Raw genomic sequence first — 17,123 nt, forward strand, 5'->3', positions numbered from 1 at the left:
ACGGCGCCATCAGACGCCGATCAGTACTACCATCTGGTTCACCACGGTACCGCCGCGTGCGCCGTGGATGCGGGCGGTAATCACATAGTGCAGCTGCGGGCTGGCGGCGTACACGACGCCATCGGTGCGGATGCTCTCGCCGATGGCGGTCGCGTTGCCCAGGCCGGCCGTGTTGGCGGCGGTCTGCACGCAGGCGTTCTTGTCGTCGAACGTGCCCGTGCTCTTGCACAGGCGGTGGATCACGTATTCCACCTCGGTGCCGCCCGAATCCGTGACCTTCTTGCTGTCGCTCCAGAATTCTTCTTCACGGGTCGACAGGTTTGGCGCCATGGTGGCGCGGTAACCCTCCGCCGGCTGGTGCGCCGTCAGCGCGCCCTTGTCGCTCTTGGCTTTCTGGTCGATCCACTCGAAGCCCTTGTGCAGCCCGAAATCGGCGGCGCGGCTGAGCGTGGCGTCGTAGGCGAGGCTCGATGCGCTGAGCGTCGTGCTGTTGCTCGACTTGAGCAGATAGATGCTCGTCACCAGCATCACCAGCATCATGATCAGCATGACCGGCAGCGCAATGCCGCGCTGGGCTGCCAGGAACAACGGGTATGAACGCTGCGCCATCATGGCCTCCATCCGGCATTCCTCAGCGGGACAATGGTGTCGAAGACGCGGTAGCGATAGCATTTCCAGTCGATTGGATCGTTCGTTACCGCCAGGTCGATCTCCACTTCCTGCGCCGTGGCCTCGCTCGGCTGCGCGCGCGCAAACAGCGTCGGCGCCGTGGTCGTGGCGCTGCACGTGCCGTCGGCGGCAGGCCGCTCGGGGTTTTTACTGCGCGCTACCACGGCGATGCGCAGCGCCACGATGCGGCCGTAGTCGCCGGGGCTACCGGTCACGCCATCGCCGTCGGCATCGATCATGGTGGACGACCAGGCGCTGATGGCGGTGCCCTTCTCCAGTGCAAAGGCAGTGCCGGTACGCCGGTCGAAACCGTACTGCGCCTTGAGCGAGACGATGTTGCCCGTGACCGCCTGCGCAGTCTTGGCCGCATTGGCCATGTCGGTGGCGCGCAGGCGCAGGTAGCCATCCTCGACCGACCAGGTATGAAACGCCAGGCGCGCGCCGGAGCCGAGATTGAACAGGCGGGTCGTATTGCCCGTGTAGTTCGCACCCAGCGCGCCGCGGTTGAAGCGCTGGCTGGTCGTGCCGAAGGAGAGTTCGGGCTTGTCGGGAACCTTCGATATCTGCGCCAGGGCGCAATCGGCCCCGATATTCTCGGGTGCGACGACGATCACGTCGCCCAGCGTGAAGTAACCCCACGGATCGCGATCGACCTCGACGCTGGTGCCGCCGATGTAGTTCTTGATCACGCGCATCGTCGACGTGCCGCCAGGGGCGCCGCCTGCGTACAGCGTCAGGCGGTCCGGGCCCGTGCCGCCCGGCTCGATCACGGCGGCAGCCAGCGGCCGGATCGTGGCCGCGCCGCGCTTGGCCGGCGCCAGCTCGTAGCCCTGGCTGTCGGCGAACATCGTGTTGCAGCCGGTGATCAACGGATCGTTCAGGCCGAACCCGGCCTGCTCGGCGTCGCTGCTGATCTGGAACATTGCCAGCATGCCGTTCTGCATCGAGTCAGAGCCACCCAGCGCGGCGTCCTTGTTGCGCTCGCTGTCGGTCATGATCCTTGTCGCAAACAGCACCGCCAGCAGGCCGATGACGACACTGACCATCAGTTCGACGAGCGAAAAGCCACCGGCGCGGGCAATGGACGGGGATGGAGACGGGGCGCTCATGGTTTCGATGCCGTCAGGTAGGATTTGATGCGATGGGTATTGCGCTGGCTGTCGCTGGTGCGCTGCCAGCCGATCGCGATATTCACTTCGGTGCGGCCGACAGCCGCATTGGTGGCCACGCCCACCACGACGCCGGCGCCCGGAATCCGCTCCTGCACGGCCGCATGCCAGGCGGCCAGGCGCGCACCCGGGGTGCCGCCGGCGGCCAGCGCATAGTCGGCGGCGTGCGGCATGTCGCTGTACATGATGCCCAGCAGCTCGTTGGCAGCGACGGTCGCCTCGGCCCGCATCCCGGCATCCGACAAGGCCGCGATCGAACGCGCCTGCAGACCCAGCGTGCCAACCAGGGCGATACCCAGGATCATCACGGCGAGCAGGGATTCGAGCAGCGCGACGCCGTGTTCGGCACGGCGAATCATTGCAGCGCGGATCATTGCGGGCACCTGCGCGAATCGCCGGCGACGGCGCCCGGCACACAGGTGACCGCCATGCCGCCCAGGGTCAGCATGACGGCCGACGGCTTGAATTTGCCCACCAGCGCACCGGCAGGCGCGAGATCGACGCGGCGCACCTGATTCTGCTGGCCGGCATCGATCCAGCCCAGCGGCGTGAAATACACGGCGTCATCGTCGGCCGGATCGAGCGTGACGGTCAGCATGGTGGTCGGGGGCAGCGTGTCGGCACCGCGCACGAGCGAGCGGTAGTCTGCCGTCGGGCCCGTCGCTCCCTTGGCCGCCGTGGTGGCGGTCGACCAGTCGTTGCTGCCATCGGTGCAAGGGTTGTCGCTGCTGCGCAGGCACACGTCGATCTGCCAGCCTGGCTGGCCATTGGCGCCAGGGGCAAACACCAGCCGGCTCTGGCTGTTGTGCGTCATGGCCAGGTTGCGCGCCTGCGCGAAACCATCGGCATAGAACTGCGCCGCACCGGTGGCGCGCGTGCCGGCCAGCCAGCCCGTCATTTGCGGCACACCCACGGCCAGCAGGATGCCCAGCACGACCAGGCCGACCATCGACTCGATCAGCGTGAAGCCGCCTGCAGCGCGCGGGCATGGGCTTACTGGGTACATGCGCCATCCTTGCGGTCGACCCAGCAAGTGGTTTTCTTGGTCCAGCCGGCCGGTGCGCCGGTGGTGGCGCGGGTGCCGGCCTGGTTGATGGTATAGACGAAATCAGCGGCACCGGCGCGGCCGGTTGCCGTCAGCACGTAGCCACTCGCAGTGGCGCTCGTCAAGGTGTAGGTGAAGTTCTTGGTGTCGACGGGCTTGCCCGTGAAGCCAGCGTACGTGCGTTCGTTGGACCAGTACTGCTCGAGGCGTGGCTGGGTTGCCGCCAGGTCGCCATGGGCTTCGGCCAGGCGGGCACGCAGAATGTAGCTATTGTAAGAAGGTAAGGCAATTGCGCTCAGGATGCCGATGATGGCCACGACGACCATGAGCTCGACGAGCGTGAAACCGGATTGACGTTGCTGCATGTAATTCTCCTGGACGCTGGGCGCTGACGGCCGGGCTACGTTTGTCGCGCGGCATATTTCCAGGTGGAATCATAAATCATGTAGCTGTCATTTCCCTGAGGGAATGCTGACAAATCCCTGACAACCGCGCAAAAAGGCGCTGCTGCTTGACGCAACCACATTATTCAGGGATTCGCGTGTGTGCAGCGGCCGATGGACAGGTTGTCAGCCAGGGGATTTTGACACGCCAAAACGCACAACGACGTGCGTGCCGCCGCCTGCTGCCTCGCCGATCGTCACGTCGGCGCCATGAGCGCGCGCAATGTCGCGCACGATCGCCAGCCCCAGGCCGCTGCCGGTGGATTTGTCATCGAGCCGCACGAAGCGCTCGAACACGGCGGCGCGCCGGGCGGCGGGAATGCCGGGGCCGGAATCGATCACGGAAAACTGCGCCACGCCGCCATCCACCCCGCAACCGATCGTCACCTGCCCGCCGTCCGGCGTATAGCGCAGTGCATTGTCGACCAGGTTGTCGATCAAGTCGCGCAATTGAAAAGCGTCGCCCGTCACTGGCGCTGGCGCCAGCTCGAAGCCCAGGTCAATCCCTTTGCGCGCCGCCTTGTCGACAAAGAACTGGATCGACTCCTGCACCAGCAGCGCCAGGTCGAGCGGGCCGACATGGTCGCCCGGGCGCCCTTCCCTTGCCCGCGCCAGCGCCAGCAACTGATTCACCTGGCGGATCATGCGCTCGTTGGCCAGCCCCATCATGGCAAGCGACGCCACGGTGTCGGCATCCTGCGCGTGACGGGCATGCAGCCATTCGAGCTGCAATTGCACGCCAGCCAGCGGCGTGCGGAGCTGGTGCGCCATGTCGGCCAGGAAGTCGCGCTGTGCACACGCGCCGGCCTCGACTTTGTCCAGCAGGTCGTTGAAACCGCTGACCACCGGTGCGATTTCATACGGCACGCCGTCACTAGGGATGGGCGCGAGGTCGCCCGGTCCTCGCCTGGCCAGCTCGGCGCGGATGCGCGCAAGCGGCCGCAAGCCATTGCCGACCGAGAGCCAGACGACGCCAACCAGCGTCAGCGTGCCGAGCGAAACCAGCACGACGAGCGAGCGCACGATCGCGGCGCGCACCTCGAGGCGCTGGCGCAGTGTGTGGGCCACGCCGACGTGCCGGATGCCGGTCGGCGTGGCCACGGCCAGCGCGACGACGCGCACCGGCTCACCATTGACGTCGGCGTCGTACGCCGGCGCGCCGGGCCGCAGTGCCGGAAAAGCTTTGCTCCCCTCAAGATGCCGCCCTTGCACGTCGCGCACGGCGAACCAGGCGCGCTCGCCCGTGGCAGCCGGGGCCACAGGCGGCAGGCTGGCTGCGCCACCGGCGGCCACGCGGCCCGCCAACGCGGTGGCCGTATCCATGAGGCCGGCATCGAAGGCCACCTGGGCCGGTGTCCAGGCCAGGCCCGCGACGAGCGCAGCGAGCACGAGATTGACGAGCAGGATCGGCCCGAGCAGCCATTTCAGCAGGCGCAGGCGAATGCTGTTCATTGGCCGGACGGGATCATGCGGTCGCTTCGAGCAGGTAGCCGAAGCCGCGGATGGTGCGGATCGCCACGTCGGCGCCATCGAGCTTCAGGCGCAGGCGCGATACGTAGACTTCCACGGCATTGAGCGTGACATCGTCGCCCCAGGGCAGGATGGCGTCGAGGATCTGCTGCTTGGAGACGACGCGCCCCGCGTGCTGCAGCAGGTATTCGAGCACGCCCCACTCGCGCACGGATAGCTCGATGGCGCCTTCGCCGATGCGCGCGCGGCGGGTGGCACTGTCCAGGCTCAGGCGGCCCAGGGTCAGGACGGATGACGGCGGTGCATGACGGCGCGCCAGCGCGCGGATGCGGGCGACCAGTTCGGCAGTGGCAAAGGGTTTGACCAGATAGTCGTCGGCGCCGGTTTCGAGGCCGCGGACGCGGTCTTCGACGGCGTCGCGGGCCGTCAGCAGCAGAACGGGCATAGCACCACCGCGGGCGCGCAGGCGGCGTACGACTTCAAAACCATCGATGCCGGGCAAGCCGATGTCCAGCACGGCGACGTCGAATGTGGGGACGGACTCGGTGCGTTGCAAGGCGGTGTCAGCGGCGAGGCCATCGCGCACCAGCCGAACAGTCATGGCCTGCGCATTGAGCGCGCGCAGTAAACCGTCAGCAAGCACGGCATCGTCTTCAACCAGCAAGATATGCAGCCCGGTGTGTAGTCCGATTCGCGGCTCAATGCGCAGCATTTGTAGGAATACCCTGTTTTGTGGACGGTGAACATCACCGCCGGCACCCCGAATTATGCGTTATTTTTCGTTTCCGTAACAAAATACAACGCCTTTTTGAGCCAAAACAGGCATTTTCCCCAGTAGGACTGGGCTGACACGTGATGATGCTTGCAACCTACACCGGGGCGACTACATGTCTTATGTGCGCCAACAGACGGTGCACGTAAAGTACACACATCGCAACGAGGCAAGCACCATACGCCTTCTGACTTGCACCCGACGCACGATAGACCTAAGAGGACATAAAATGAACAACACTCAACTTGCTGGTATCACACAAAAAGCAAAAAGCCAGACCCCTGCCACGAGTGAGGCAATGAAGTCCCAGTCTAAACCGATCGTCAGCTACAGCGGCACCCAACAAAATGAATTGCTGGCAGCACTGCCACGCATGGATCTCGAAGAAATGTTCGACCACCTCGAACTGGTGGCGATGCCATTCGGTAAAGAACTGTTCGAGTATGGCAGCAAACTGGAATACGTGTATTTCCCGACAACGGCAATCGTGTCGCTGCTGTATGTGATGGAAGATGGCGCCACGACCGAAATCGCGGTTGTCGGCCACGAAGGTGCAGTCGGTGTGTCGCTGTTCATGGGCGAGCGCGCTACCTGCTCGGCTGTCGTGCAAAGCGCCGGTTACGGTTATCGCCTGCGCACCCAGTACCTGCGTGACGCCTTCAACCGCGGCGGCGCCCTGCCACAACTGCTGATGCGCTACACCAACGCTCTGTTCGCCCAGATGGCACAGAACGCTGTCGGTGGCCGTCACAGCTCGATCGAACAGAAGCTGTGCCGCTGGTTGCTCGACCGTCTGGATCGTTCAGCAAGCAACGAACTGAAAGTGACCCAGGAACTGATCTCGATCATGCTGGGTGTGCGCCGCGAAAGCATCACTGCTGCCGCCGGCAAGCTGCAAGACGAAGGCCTGATCCAGTACCGTCGCGGTAACATCACCGTGCTCGACCGTGCTGGTCTGGAAGACTACGCTGGCGAATGCTACAAGGTCGCCAAGTCGGAATACGACCGCCTGCTGTCGGACGTCGCACGCTAAGCAGTCAACCCGGATTCGCCGCCCTGTGCGGCAGCGAATCCTGATAATCCGGCCCTGCACTCTGCGTCAGGGCCGGCGGTGTGTAACCGGTACCTGCCACCTCATTGCCGCCCGGCGCCACTGCCGGAATCAAGGCACGAACACACGTTCCAACGTTATTCACTCCCCGCTCCACCACCAATGTCCCGCCCAATAGCAAGGCGCGCTCACGCATGCCGAGCAAGCCGTGGGATTTTGTTCCGGTCAACATGCCATCGGGGATCCCGATGCCATCGTCGGTAATCTCCAGACCCCATCCAGTTGGCTCGCGCGTCAGATTCACGATGACATTGCGCGCCTTCGCATACTTGGCGATGTTATTAAGCGCTTCCTGTGTGATGCGGAACAAGGCAATGGCCTGTGTCGGAGCAGCCTCATCGACGTCGGCATCGATCAGCGCATCGCAATCGAGCGACGTGACGCGCGCGTAATCGACGCAGTAACTCTGCAGCGCCGCCGACAAACCCATATTGTCGAGCAGGCTCGGGCGCAGGTTTTCGACGATGCGGCGCTTGAGCTGCACGGTGTCGACCAGCGTGCGGCGTGCACGGCCGAGCTTATCCGCCAGATCCGGTTCGTGCTCACGCAAGCGATCGATGACGGTAGCCAGATCGATGCCGATTGCCGTCAGGTTGGCGCCCATCTCGTCGTGCAGTTCGCGGGCAAGCCGTGATTTTTCTTCTTCCGACACGCGAATCAGGTGGCGCGACAGGACGGACAATTGCGCAGTACGTTCCGCGACAATGTGCTCGAGACCGTCGTTCGTCTGCTGCAACGCGTGCTCGGCATCCAGGCGCGCCCCAAAAGCGCGCTGCACCAGCTTGTAAAAGAGCAGCAGAATAATGATCGCCGCGACATTAATGCTCACGCCAAACAGCGCCGCATGCCGGTATTGCTGATAAAACCCGGCAGTCCGCGACTTGAGCAACTCGTTCTGTTCACGGGCCATGATCACCACTTGCAGGCGGATTTCATCCATCTCCGCGCGCTCGTCCGGTAATGCAGCGTTCGCGACGATGTCATCGAGACCACCGTGGCGAAATACGTCCAGAGACTGGTTCAGCAAGGCCAGCTTGCGCTGGACCAGCGCGCGCAATTGCGCCAGATTACGGGTTTGAGAAGGATTATCGGCAAGCAGCACGCCAAGTGCGCGCAACTGGGCATCGATCTGCTGCGGCGCGCCGCGTAGCGGGCTCAGATACACCGGATCGTTCGACAGGAAATAGCCACGCAGGCTGGATTCGGCATCCGTGACGAGGAGGTTCAGGTATTGCAGCTCGTCGGAAACCTGGGCGGTCTGCGCCTGCAGTAGATTCGCGTCACGCAAATCATCGAGATTGCGCAGCAAAAATATGCCATTGACCACAAGCAGCACCACGCAGAAGAGGCACAGCACCGACTTGTGAAGAGGAAGACGACGGGCCGGGCGCTCCCCCCGGGTGGTAGAAAAATACATCCAGACATCCTTTCACGCTGACAACGCGGCCTCGCATTCTACCTGTAAGGACGTATTGTTGCGCCGCAAAATGGCCCGACGTAACTATTTGTTGCAGTTGATGCTGGTAGATTCTGCTGACTCCGGATGACAACCGCCCAATGAAAAAACGCGCCGAAGCGCGTTATGGGACCAATCCGATGTTAACAACAGCGCGCTCTTAGTCGAGCAGGTTGTTCTTCATGGCGTAATACGTCAGGTCGGAGTTGGACTGCAGGCCCATTTTTTCCATGATGCGGGTGCGGTAGGTCGACACGGTCTTGATCGACAGCGACAGCGCATTGCCGATATCGGACACGGTTGCGCCCTTCGCCAAGCGCAGGAATACCTGGAATTCGCGATCGGACAGTTCGGTGTGCAGCGCCGTGTTCGGATCGCGGTCAAAACTCTGGGCCAGCAATTCGCCGACCGTCGACGAGACGTAACGCCGGCCCTGGAACACGGTGCGCACGGCCGTCTTGAGCTCGTCCGCTTCGCATTCCTTGTTCAGGTAACCATTCGCGCCCATCTTGAACAGGTTCAGCGCGTATTGCTGCGCCGGATAACCCGACAGGATCAGCACGGGCAGATTGGGCTGGCCCTGGCGGATCGTGCGCAGGATATCGATGCCGCTTTGATCCGGCATAGCGATATCGAGCAGCAGCACGTCGCAAATCTCGCGGCGCGCGATGTCCAGCGCCTCACGGCCCGTAGCGCCTTCGGCCACGACTTCAAAGTCGCCCGACGACGAAAAAATCTGCTTGAAACCTGCTCGTACTATCTGGTGATCGTCACAAATGGCAACGCGTATCATTGTCTTCCCTTAAATTTTCCTTGCGCAGGAAAGTGCCGGATCTGCTCCGCCCGGTTGATGCGTGTCATTCAGCATCGCGCGAGTGACATTTTAACACTCCGCGGCCTGCCTTCAACAGCGGTACGAATGCATGAGTGATCAAACGCCGTGCTTGACCCGGCGACGACCCGCTGCCTGCAAAATCGCTCAACAAATTGGCGCAATCTGGTACGGCAATCTTGCAGCTGGCGTGAGATGCTGGCCTGCACTAAGGCGCTGGTTGCGACCCGTGCTTGAGCAGATCGAGGATATCCAGCAAGCCGGCGCGCAATTTATCGCCATCAATCGCCGGTGAGGTGTCGCGCAGGCGCTCTTCATCGAGCTCGGCCACTACGGTGGCGCGATGGTCGAGCCGGTTGCGCGCGCCGCTGATGGTAAAGCCCTGCTCGTACAGCAATTCGCGGATACGCCGGATCAGCAGGACCTCGTGGTGCTGGTAATAGCGGCGGTTGCCACGACGCTTGACGGGCTTGAGCTGGGTGAATTCCTGCTCCCAGTAGCGCAACACATGGGGTTTGACACCGCACAGCTCACTGACTTCCCCAATCGTGAAATAACGTTTGGCCGGAATGGGTGGCAGCACGGTCAGTTCGGTCTTGTTTGGTCGGTCGTTCATCGTCTATCAGGCTGCGCGCGCCATCGAACCCGAGCCCGAATTGCCTGGCCCGGCTTCTTCCACCATGGCCTTGAGCTTCTGGCTGGCGTGGAACGTCACGACGCGGCGTGCCGTAATGGGAATTTCTTCCCCGGTTTTCGGATTGCGGCCGGGCCGCTGCGGCTTGTCGCGCAACTGGAAATTGCCAAAGCCCGACAGCTTGACGGCTTCGCCGCGCTCGAGTGCATTGCGGATCTCGTCGAAGAAGGTCTCGACCATGTCTTTGGCTTCGCGCTTGTTCAGCCCGACCTGCTCGAACAGCAGTTCGGCCAGCTCGGCCTTGGTGAGCGTGGGCAATGACTGCTCTGCCTCTTTACGCACGCGCGCCACCAGCATTGCACGATCCAGGTCGGCCACGAGGGCTTCCTGGAACACGGTCGAATCAACGTCGTTATTGTTAATTTTGAGGCCCTGCCCGTAAGTCAAACGATGCCGCGGCGACAACAACACGGCTTGGGAGCCGTGTGCTGTCAGCCTGGAAATGCATATTATGCACGCGGCTTCGCGTTCAGTTTGGTTGAAGCAGTGGCGAGCACCGCCGCCATGATGGCGTCGACCGCATCGTCCTGCAGTGTCGATTGAGTATCTTGCAAGCTAAAGCGGAAAGCAAGGCTTTTTTCATCCGCTTCCAGACCCTTGCCGCGATATTCATCAAACAAAACAACGGCTTGCACGATCTTTCCCATAGGATTTACTGCGATTTCAGCAGTAAATGCATCCAGTACGGATTGGGCCGGCACGTCCTGTTTCACCACCAGCGCCAGGTCTCGGGTGGCGCCCGGGAACTTGGAAATCTCCGCATACACGGGCACGATACGACCGCGCAATGCTTCAGCATCGACTTCGAACACAACCGGTGCTTGCGGCAGATCATACTTTTGCAGCCAGCGCGGGTGCAGCTCGCCGATCACGCCGATCTGCTGGTCGTCGAGCATGACGTTGGCCGAGCGGCCCGGGTGCAGCGCCGGGTGTTCCGCAGTCGAGAAACGCAGCTGACGCGGTGCGAACAATGCTTCGAGATCGGCCTTCAGGTCGAAGAAGTCGACGGCGCGCGTGGCGACATCCCACTGCTCGTCGAGCGCCGGGCCGTAGGCAATCGCGGCGACGCGCTTTGGCTGGTCGTAACCGGCCACCGTCAGCGGGCCATCCATGATCGATGCGTTGCGCTTGAACACGCCGCCGACTTCGAACGCGCGCACGCGGCCCGCCTTGCGGTTGATGTTGTAGCGCACGTTGGCGACCAGGCTGCCGATCAGCGACGAACGCATCACGCTGAGCTGGCTGGCGATCGGGTTCTGCAGGCGGATCGGCTCGAGGTTACCGGCGAAATCCTGCTCCCACGTGCTTTCGACAAAGCTCATGTTCACCACTTCCTGGAAACCCAGGTCGGCCAGCTGGTGGCGGATCGCGAACAGCGAGCGGGTGTTTTCCGGCTCGATCAGCATCGCGCTCGGCGCCGTTGGCGGCCGGGTCGGGATGTTCTCGAAGCCATAGACGCGCGCGACTTCTTCGATCAGGTCTTCCTCGATCTCGATGTCGAAGCGGTAGGTCGGCGCCGTCACGTGGAACACGCCCTCTTCCTGCACGAAGCCCAAATGCAGGCGCGTGAAGATGTCGGCAATCACGGCATCGGTCAACGGCACGCCGATGACTTGCGCAGCGCGCGCCGTGCGCAGCACCACGGGCGTGCGCACTGGCAGGTTGACGATCTGGTCGTCGATCGGGCCGACCTTGCTGTCGGGCGTGCCGCAGATGTCGATCAGGAGCGCCGTGATGCGTTCGAGATGCTCGGGCACGGTCGCATAGTCGACGCCACGCTCGAAGCGGTGCGCGGCATCGGTCGAGAAATTGAAGCGGCGGGCACGGCCCTGGATGGCGTTCGGCCACCAGAATGCCGCTTCCAGATAGATATCGGTGGTGTCGAGCGATACGGCGGTGGAGTCGCCGCCCATGATGCCGGCCAGCGATTCGATCTGCTGTTCATCGGCGATCACGCCGACCCATTCGTCGACGGCAACCGTGTTGCCATTCAAAAGCTTGAGCGATTCGCCAGTCTTGCCCCAGCGCACGTCCAGGCTGCCGTGGATCTTGGCCAGGTCGAACACGTGCGACGGACGGCCGACTTCGAGCATCACATAATTGGAGATGTCGACCAGTGCCGACACCGAGCGCTGACCGCTGCGTTCCAGGCGGCGCTTCATCCACTCTGGCGTAGCCGCGCGCGCATTCAGGCCGCGGATCACGCGGCCGGCGAAACGGCCGCACAGGTCCGGCGCCGACACTTTCACAGGCAGGATCTCGTCGCTGTTGACGGCCACCGTACGGGTCGGCTCGAGCATCAAAGGTGCACCGGTCAGCGCTGCCACTTCGCGCGCCACGCCCAGCACGGACAGGCAATCGGCCTTGTTCGGCGTGAGCTTGATCGTGAACTTCAGGTCGTCCAGGCCCAGGTAGTCGCGAATGCTCTGACCCACCGGCGCGTCGGCCGGCAGTTCCATCAAGCCATTGCTCTCTTCAGAGATCCCCAGCTCTTTGCTCGAGCACATCATGCCCTGCGACTCGACGCCGCGCAGCTGGCCAACCTTGATTTCAAACGGCTTGCCATCGGCGCCTGGCGGCAGCACGGCACCGGCTTTCGCGCAGATGGCTTTCATGCCGGCGCGCACATTCGGCGCACCGCACACGATATTGAGCAAGGTGCCAGTGCCGACATCGACCTGGCACACGTTCAGGCGGTCGGCGTTCGGGTGCTTGACCACTTCCTTGACCTCGGCCACGACCACGTTCGAGAACGGTGGCGCGACCGCTTCGACCTCTTCCACTTCGAGGCCCGACATGGTGAGCAGGTGCGACAGCGCGCCGGAGTCGATCTGAGGATTGACGATCGAGCGGAGCCAGTTTTCGGAGAATTGCATAATCTTTGTGCCTCAGCGTCGAATTAATTGAACTGCTTCAGGAAGCGCAGGTCGCCTTCGTAGAACAGGCGCAAATCGCTGATTCCATAACGCAGCATCGTCAGGCGCTCGAGGCCGGAGCCGAACGCGAAGCCGATGAATTTTTCCGGGTCGAGCCCGAAGTTGCGCACCACCGTCGGGTGCACCTGGCCGGCGCCCGAGACTTCGAGCCAGCGGCCCTTGAGCGGACCGGAGCCGAATGCGATGTCGATCTCGGCCGACGGTTCGGTGAACGGGAAATACGACGGGCGGAAGCGCACTTGCAGGTCGTCGGTCTCGAAGAAGGCCTGGACGAAGTTCAGGTACACGCCCTTGAGGTCGGCGAAGCTGATGTTCTCGCCGATCCACAGGCCTTCGACCTGGTGGAACATCGGCGAGTGGGTCGCGTCGCTGTCGACGCGGTAGGTGCGCCCCGGTGCGATGACCTTGATCGGCGGCGTGTGCGTGCGGGCATAGCGTACCTGCATCGGGCTCGTGTGCGTGCGCAGCAGCAGCGGCTTGCCGGTGCTGTCGTTGCCGTCGATATAGAAGGTGTCCTGCATCGAACGGGCCGGGTGGTTTTCGGGGCTATTCAGTGCGGTGAAATTGGTCCAGTCGTTTTCGATCTCGGGGCCGTCGGCCACGTCGAAACCGATGGAGCGGAAGATCTGTTCGACACGTTCCCAGGTGCGCATCACCGGGTGGATGCCACCCTTCGAGCGGCCACGGCCGGGCAGCGTCACGTCGATGGCTTCCATGGAAAGACGCGCCTGCAGCTGCGCCTCGGCGAGCGCCTCGCGGCGCGCGGTCAATGCCTGTTCGATTTGTTCTTTGGCGGCATTGATCAGGGCGCCCTGCGCCTTGCGCGCATCGGGATCGAGCTTGCCCAGACCCTTCATCAGGTCGGTGACCTGGCCGGTCTTGCCCAGGTACTTGGCTTTCGCATTTTCAAGCGCGGCGGCGTCTGGCGCCTCCGCGAAATCGGCACGGGCCGCGACGACGAGTTCTTCCAGGTTCATGCTTGTTCTTTTCCTGTTTTTCGTTGGCGGGAGACGCCAGAATCAAAAACGGGGCACAGGTGTGAACCTTGCCCCGCTTCTTTGTGCGCCACACCCCGTGAGGGGCGCGGCACCAACTTGCTTAGCAACTTAACGAATCAAGCAGCCAGCTTGGCCTTGACGGCGCTGACAATCGCGGCGAATGCCGGCTTGTCATGCACAGCCATGTCGGCCAGGACTTTACGGTCCAGTTCAATCGCGGACTTCTTCAGGCCGTTCATGAACACGCTGTAGGTCATGCCGTGCGAACGCGATGCCGCGTTGATACGGGTGATCCACAGTGCGCGGAAGACGCGCTTCTTGTTGCGACGGTCACGGTATGCGTATTGACCAGCGCGCATGACTGCTTGCTTGGCAACACGATATACCTTGCTGCGACGACCGCGGTAACCTTTGGCAAGGTCAAGAACCTTCTTATGACGGGCACGTGCTGTAACCCCACGTTTAACTCTAGGCATAGTAGCTCCTTAGTGTGAGATTAAGCAGATGGCATCATGCGGTAGACGGACGTGACGTCTGCTGCATTGATGTTGCGGGTGCCGCGCAGTTGGCGCTTGTTCTTGGTGGTCTTCTTGGTCAGGATGTGACGCTTGAACGCCATACCCGATTTCACAGTACCACCTGGACGCACGCGAAAACGTTTCTTCGCGCTGCTTTTGGTTTTCATTTTTGGCATAGTCATCTGCCCTCGCGGACAGTCTCATATGTAACAGGATTGCAGGTGGCAGCGACGCTGCTCTTAGATGCCTACTTTCACTTGTTTTGCAGCAGACTCAGAGCCTGCTACAACCTGCTTGTCGCAAACAGGAATCGAAGATTGTAGCACAGCTTATTCACGCTTGGATAGCTGACTGCAAGAAAGACAGGCAGTGGGCAACACCAGGCGTACGGGCGCAATAAAGCCGGGCCGGGCTACAGACGACGTCTGTAACGCGGACCCGGCTCTGGATGCTCCCGGCGAAGAATTACTTCTTCTTCCTCGGCGCGACCACCATGATCATCTGGCGACCTTCGAGTTTCGGGAACTGCTCCACCTGACCGACTGCATCGAGATCCGTGCGCAGACGCTCGAGCACACGCATACCGATATCCTGGTGGGCCATTTCACGACCGCGGAAGCGCAGCGTGATCTTGGCTTTGTCGCCTTCTTCCAGGAACTTGATGAGGTTACGCAACTTGATGTTGTAGTCGCCATCATCGGTACCCGGACGGAATTTGACTTCCTTGACCTGGATAATCTTCTGCTTGAGCTTCGCCTCATGCGCTTTCTTTTGTTCCGAATACTTGAACTTGCCGTAGTCCATCAGGCGGCAGACCGGCGGGACCGCGTTTGGCGCGATCTCGACCAGGTCGACGTTCAGTTCTTCGGCCATGCGGAACGCGTCGGCGAGACTAACGATGCCCAATGGCTCGTTCTCTACGCCGTTCAAACGCATTTCGGGATGGGTGATCTCGCCATTGATGCGATTATTCTTGTCAGTAGCTATGTTGTTTCCTTTGAACGTATTGAAATTTGGCCGGGATTACTTGGTCTTGGCGGCGACTTCGCCCACCAGACGTTCCACGAGTGCATCGACGGACATCACGCCCAGATCGACATTGCCTCGGGCTCGCACAGCCACGGTATTCGCGTCTTTTTCTTTATCCCCAACAACGAGGATGTACGGCAGTTTTTGGACGGAATGTTCACGTATTTTATAGGTGATCTTCTCATTGCGCAAATCAGCGTGAACACGCAGGCCTGCCGCGCGCAGCTTGGCCTCGACTTCTTTCACATAATCGCCCTGCGCATCCGAGATATTGAGCACCGCTACCTGCACCGGCGCCAGCCACAGCGGCAGCGCGCCGGCATAGTTTTCGATCAGGATGCCGATGAAACGCTCCATCGAACCGACGATCGCACGGTGCAGCATCACCGGCACGCGGCGGGTGTTGTCTTCTGCGACATACTCGGAACCGAGGCGGCCCGGCATCGAGAAGTCGACCTGCACGGTGCCGACCTGCCATGGACGGCCGAGACTATCCTTCAGGTGGTACTCGATCTTCGGACCATAGAACGCGCCCTCGCCCGGCAATTCGGTCCAGGTCACGCCGCAGGCACGCAGCGCCGAGCGCAGCGATTCTTCGGCCTGGTCCCAGACCTCGTCCGAACCGATGCGGCTGTCGGGACGCAGCGCCAGCTTGACGTCGATATTGGCAAAGCCGAAATCGTCATACACGGCCATCGCCTGGGCGTGGAACGACGTGACTTCGCGCTCGACCTGCTCTTCGGTACAGAAGATGTGGCCGTCATCCTGGGTAAAGCCGCGCACGCGCATCAGGCCGTGCAGCGCGCCGGACGGCTCGTTGCGGTGGCACTGGCCGAATTCGCCGAAGCGCAGCGGCAGATCGCGGTACGAGCGCATGCCCGAGTTGTAGATCTGCACGTGGCCCGGGCAATTCATCGGCTTCAATGCGTACGAACGGTTCTCCGACTCGGTCGTGAACATATTGTCGCGGTAGTTTTCCCAGTGACCGGTCTTTTCCCACAGCGTGCGGTCGAGAATCTGCGGCGCCTTGACTTCGCTGTAGCCGGCGACCTGGTACTTGTGGCGCATGTACTGCTCGACCTGCTGCCAGATGGTCCAGCCCTTCGGATGCCAGAACACGAGGCCAGGGGCTTCCTCCTGGAAGTGGAACAGGTCCAGCGACTTGCCGAGTTTACGGTGATCGCGCTTTTCGGCTTCTTCGAGCATGTGCAGGTACTGCTCCTGGTCTTCCTTCTTGGTCCAGGCAGTGCCGTACACGCGCTGCAGCATCTCGTTCTTGGAGTCGCCGCGCCAGTAGGCGCCCGCCAGCTTCATCAGCTTGAAGACTTTCAGCTTGCCGGACGATGGCACGTGCGGGCCGCGGCACAGGTCGGTGAAGCTGCCCTCGGTGTACAGCGAGACATCCTCGTTCGCCGGGATCGAGGCAATGATTTCCGCCTTGTAGTGCTCGCCGATCGACTTGAAGTAATCGACGGCTTCGTCACGTGGCAGCACCTTGCGGGTGACCGGCTCGTCCTTCTTGGCCAGCTCGGTCATCTTCTTTTCGATGGCGGTCAGGTCGTCCGGGGTGAACGGGCGCTTGTACGAGAAGTCGTAATAGAAGCCGTTTTCGATGACCGGGCCGATCGTCACCTGCGCTTCAGGGAACAGCTCCTTGACCGCGTGCGCCAGCAGGTGGGCGGTCGAGTGACGGATCACGTCCAGGCCTTCAGGGTCGCGGTCGGTAACGATCGCGAGATCGGCGTCGGCGTCGATCAGGAACGACGTGTCGACCACTTTACCGTTGACCTTGCCGGCCAGCGCCGCCTTGCCCAGGCTCGGGGCAATGCTCTGCGCTACCTGCGCCACCGTCACGGGACCGTCAAACTGGCGGCTGGAACCATCGGGAAGTCGGACGTTCAACATGCTGTACTCCAATCGTGGCGCCGCGCGCCGTTAAATAACAAGAATCAAGGATAGTAAAATCTGGACGAAAAAAAAC

Annotated in this window: 18 protein-coding genes; 1 reads left to right on the top strand and 17 read right to left on the bottom strand. The window is 62.0% G+C overall.

What is annotated here, in order from left to right:
- Positions 1-9: 9 nt before the first annotated feature.
- From ACZ0AJ_RS10210 to ACZ0AJ_RS10240, 7 genes are all read right to left on the bottom strand, one after another.
- The gene (locus ACZ0AJ_RS10210; protein ID WP_499454715.1) at positions 10-621 is read right to left on the bottom strand and encodes a pilus assembly PilX family protein; all 612 of its coding nucleotides are present in this window, start codon (positions 619-621) and stop codon (positions 10-12) included.
- The gene (locus tag ACZ0AJ_RS10215; protein WP_499454717.1) at positions 609-1,778 is read right to left on the bottom strand and encodes a PilW family protein; all 1,170 of its coding nucleotides are present in this window, start codon (positions 1,776-1,778) and stop codon (positions 609-611) included. Before ACZ0AJ_RS10215 ends, ACZ0AJ_RS10210 begins: the two co-directional genes overlap by 13 nt.
- Positions 1,775-2,212 (bottom strand): type IV pilus modification PilV family protein, encoded by a 438-nt coding sequence (locus ACZ0AJ_RS10220; protein ID WP_499454310.1) that lies wholly within the window; start codon positions 2,210-2,212, stop codon positions 1,775-1,777. The genes ACZ0AJ_RS10215 and ACZ0AJ_RS10220 overlap by 4 nt, the downstream gene beginning before the upstream one ends.
- Positions 2,209-2,844 (bottom strand): pilus assembly FimT family protein, encoded by a 636-nt coding sequence (locus ACZ0AJ_RS10225; protein ID WP_499454719.1) that lies wholly within the window; start codon positions 2,842-2,844, stop codon positions 2,209-2,211. Before ACZ0AJ_RS10225 ends, ACZ0AJ_RS10220 begins: the two co-directional genes overlap by 4 nt.
- Positions 2,832-3,248, bottom strand: a complete 417-nt coding sequence (locus ACZ0AJ_RS10230; RefSeq protein ID WP_499454313.1) for a type IV pilin protein — start codon at positions 3,246-3,248, stop codon at positions 2,832-2,834. The genes ACZ0AJ_RS10225 and ACZ0AJ_RS10230 overlap by 13 nt, the downstream gene beginning before the upstream one ends.
- A 204-nt stretch (positions 3,249-3,452) precedes the next feature.
- Positions 3,453-4,778, bottom strand: coding sequence for a sensor histidine kinase (locus ACZ0AJ_RS10235; RefSeq protein ID WP_499454721.1), 1,326 nt, complete (start codon positions 4,776-4,778; stop codon positions 3,453-3,455).
- A 13-nt stretch (positions 4,779-4,791) separates the two neighbouring features.
- On the bottom strand, positions 4,792-5,508 hold the full coding sequence (locus tag ACZ0AJ_RS10240; protein WP_499454723.1) for a response regulator transcription factor: 717 nt from the start codon (positions 5,506-5,508) through the stop codon (positions 4,792-4,794).
- 289 nt (positions 5,509-5,797) lie between these two features.
- Here ACZ0AJ_RS10240 and ACZ0AJ_RS10245 point away from each other — a divergent pair, with 289 nt between their 5' ends.
- Entirely contained in the window at positions 5,798-6,601 is an 804-nt protein-coding gene (locus ACZ0AJ_RS10245) for a Crp/Fnr family transcriptional regulator (protein WP_183553067.1), read from the top strand.
- Positions 6,602-6,605: 4 nt separating this feature from the next.
- Here ACZ0AJ_RS10245 and ACZ0AJ_RS10250 read toward each other — a convergent pair whose 3' ends face one another.
- From ACZ0AJ_RS10250 to thrS, 10 genes are all read right to left on the bottom strand, one after another.
- A complete protein-coding gene (locus ACZ0AJ_RS10250) occupies positions 6,606-8,096 on the bottom strand; it encodes a CHASE3 domain-containing protein (protein ID WP_499454317.1) in 1,491 nt (496 codons plus the stop codon).
- Positions 8,097-8,295: 199 nt separating this feature from the next.
- Positions 8,296-8,928: a response regulator gene (locus tag ACZ0AJ_RS10255; RefSeq protein ID WP_091873377.1), complete on the bottom strand. Its 633-nt coding sequence runs from the start codon at positions 8,926-8,928 to the stop codon at positions 8,296-8,298.
- 247 nt (positions 8,929-9,175) lie between these two features.
- Positions 9,176-9,583, bottom strand: a complete 408-nt coding sequence (locus ACZ0AJ_RS10260) for a MerR family transcriptional regulator (RefSeq protein WP_499454319.1) — start codon at positions 9,581-9,583, stop codon at positions 9,176-9,178.
- A gap of 6 nt (positions 9,584-9,589) precedes the next feature.
- Positions 9,590-9,958 (bottom strand): integration host factor subunit alpha, encoded by a 369-nt coding sequence (locus ACZ0AJ_RS10265; RefSeq protein WP_183553735.1) that lies wholly within the window; start codon positions 9,956-9,958, stop codon positions 9,590-9,592.
- 152 nt (positions 9,959-10,110) lie between these two features.
- A complete protein-coding gene (gene pheT, locus ACZ0AJ_RS10270) occupies positions 10,111-12,537 on the bottom strand; it encodes a phenylalanine--tRNA ligase subunit beta (RefSeq protein ID WP_499454726.1) in 2,427 nt (808 codons plus the stop codon).
- A 23-nt stretch (positions 12,538-12,560) separates the two neighbouring features.
- Positions 12,561-13,574, bottom strand: a complete 1,014-nt coding sequence (gene pheS / locus ACZ0AJ_RS10275) for a phenylalanine--tRNA ligase subunit alpha (protein WP_183553075.1) — start codon at positions 13,572-13,574, stop codon at positions 12,561-12,563.
- A gap of 137 nt (positions 13,575-13,711) precedes the next feature.
- Positions 13,712-14,071, bottom strand: a complete 360-nt coding sequence (gene rplT, locus ACZ0AJ_RS10280) for a 50S ribosomal protein L20 (protein WP_183553077.1) — start codon at positions 14,069-14,071, stop codon at positions 13,712-13,714.
- Between the two features lie 20 nt (positions 14,072-14,091).
- Entirely contained in the window at positions 14,092-14,289 is a 198-nt protein-coding gene (gene rpmI, locus ACZ0AJ_RS10285; RefSeq protein ID WP_183553079.1) for a 50S ribosomal protein L35, read from the bottom strand.
- A 289-nt stretch (positions 14,290-14,578) separates the two neighbouring features.
- On the bottom strand, positions 14,579-15,049 hold the full coding sequence (gene infC / locus ACZ0AJ_RS10290; protein WP_221290154.1) for a translation initiation factor IF-3: 471 nt from the start codon (positions 15,047-15,049) through the stop codon (positions 14,579-14,581).
- 87 nt (positions 15,050-15,136) lie between these two features.
- Complete coding sequence (gene thrS / locus ACZ0AJ_RS10295; protein WP_183553081.1) at positions 15,137-17,047, bottom strand: threonine--tRNA ligase; 1,911 nt, start codon at positions 17,045-17,047, stop codon at positions 15,137-15,139.
- Positions 17,048-17,123 lie beyond the last annotated feature (76 nt).

The organism is Telluria sp. AC161, assembly GCF_979258535.1.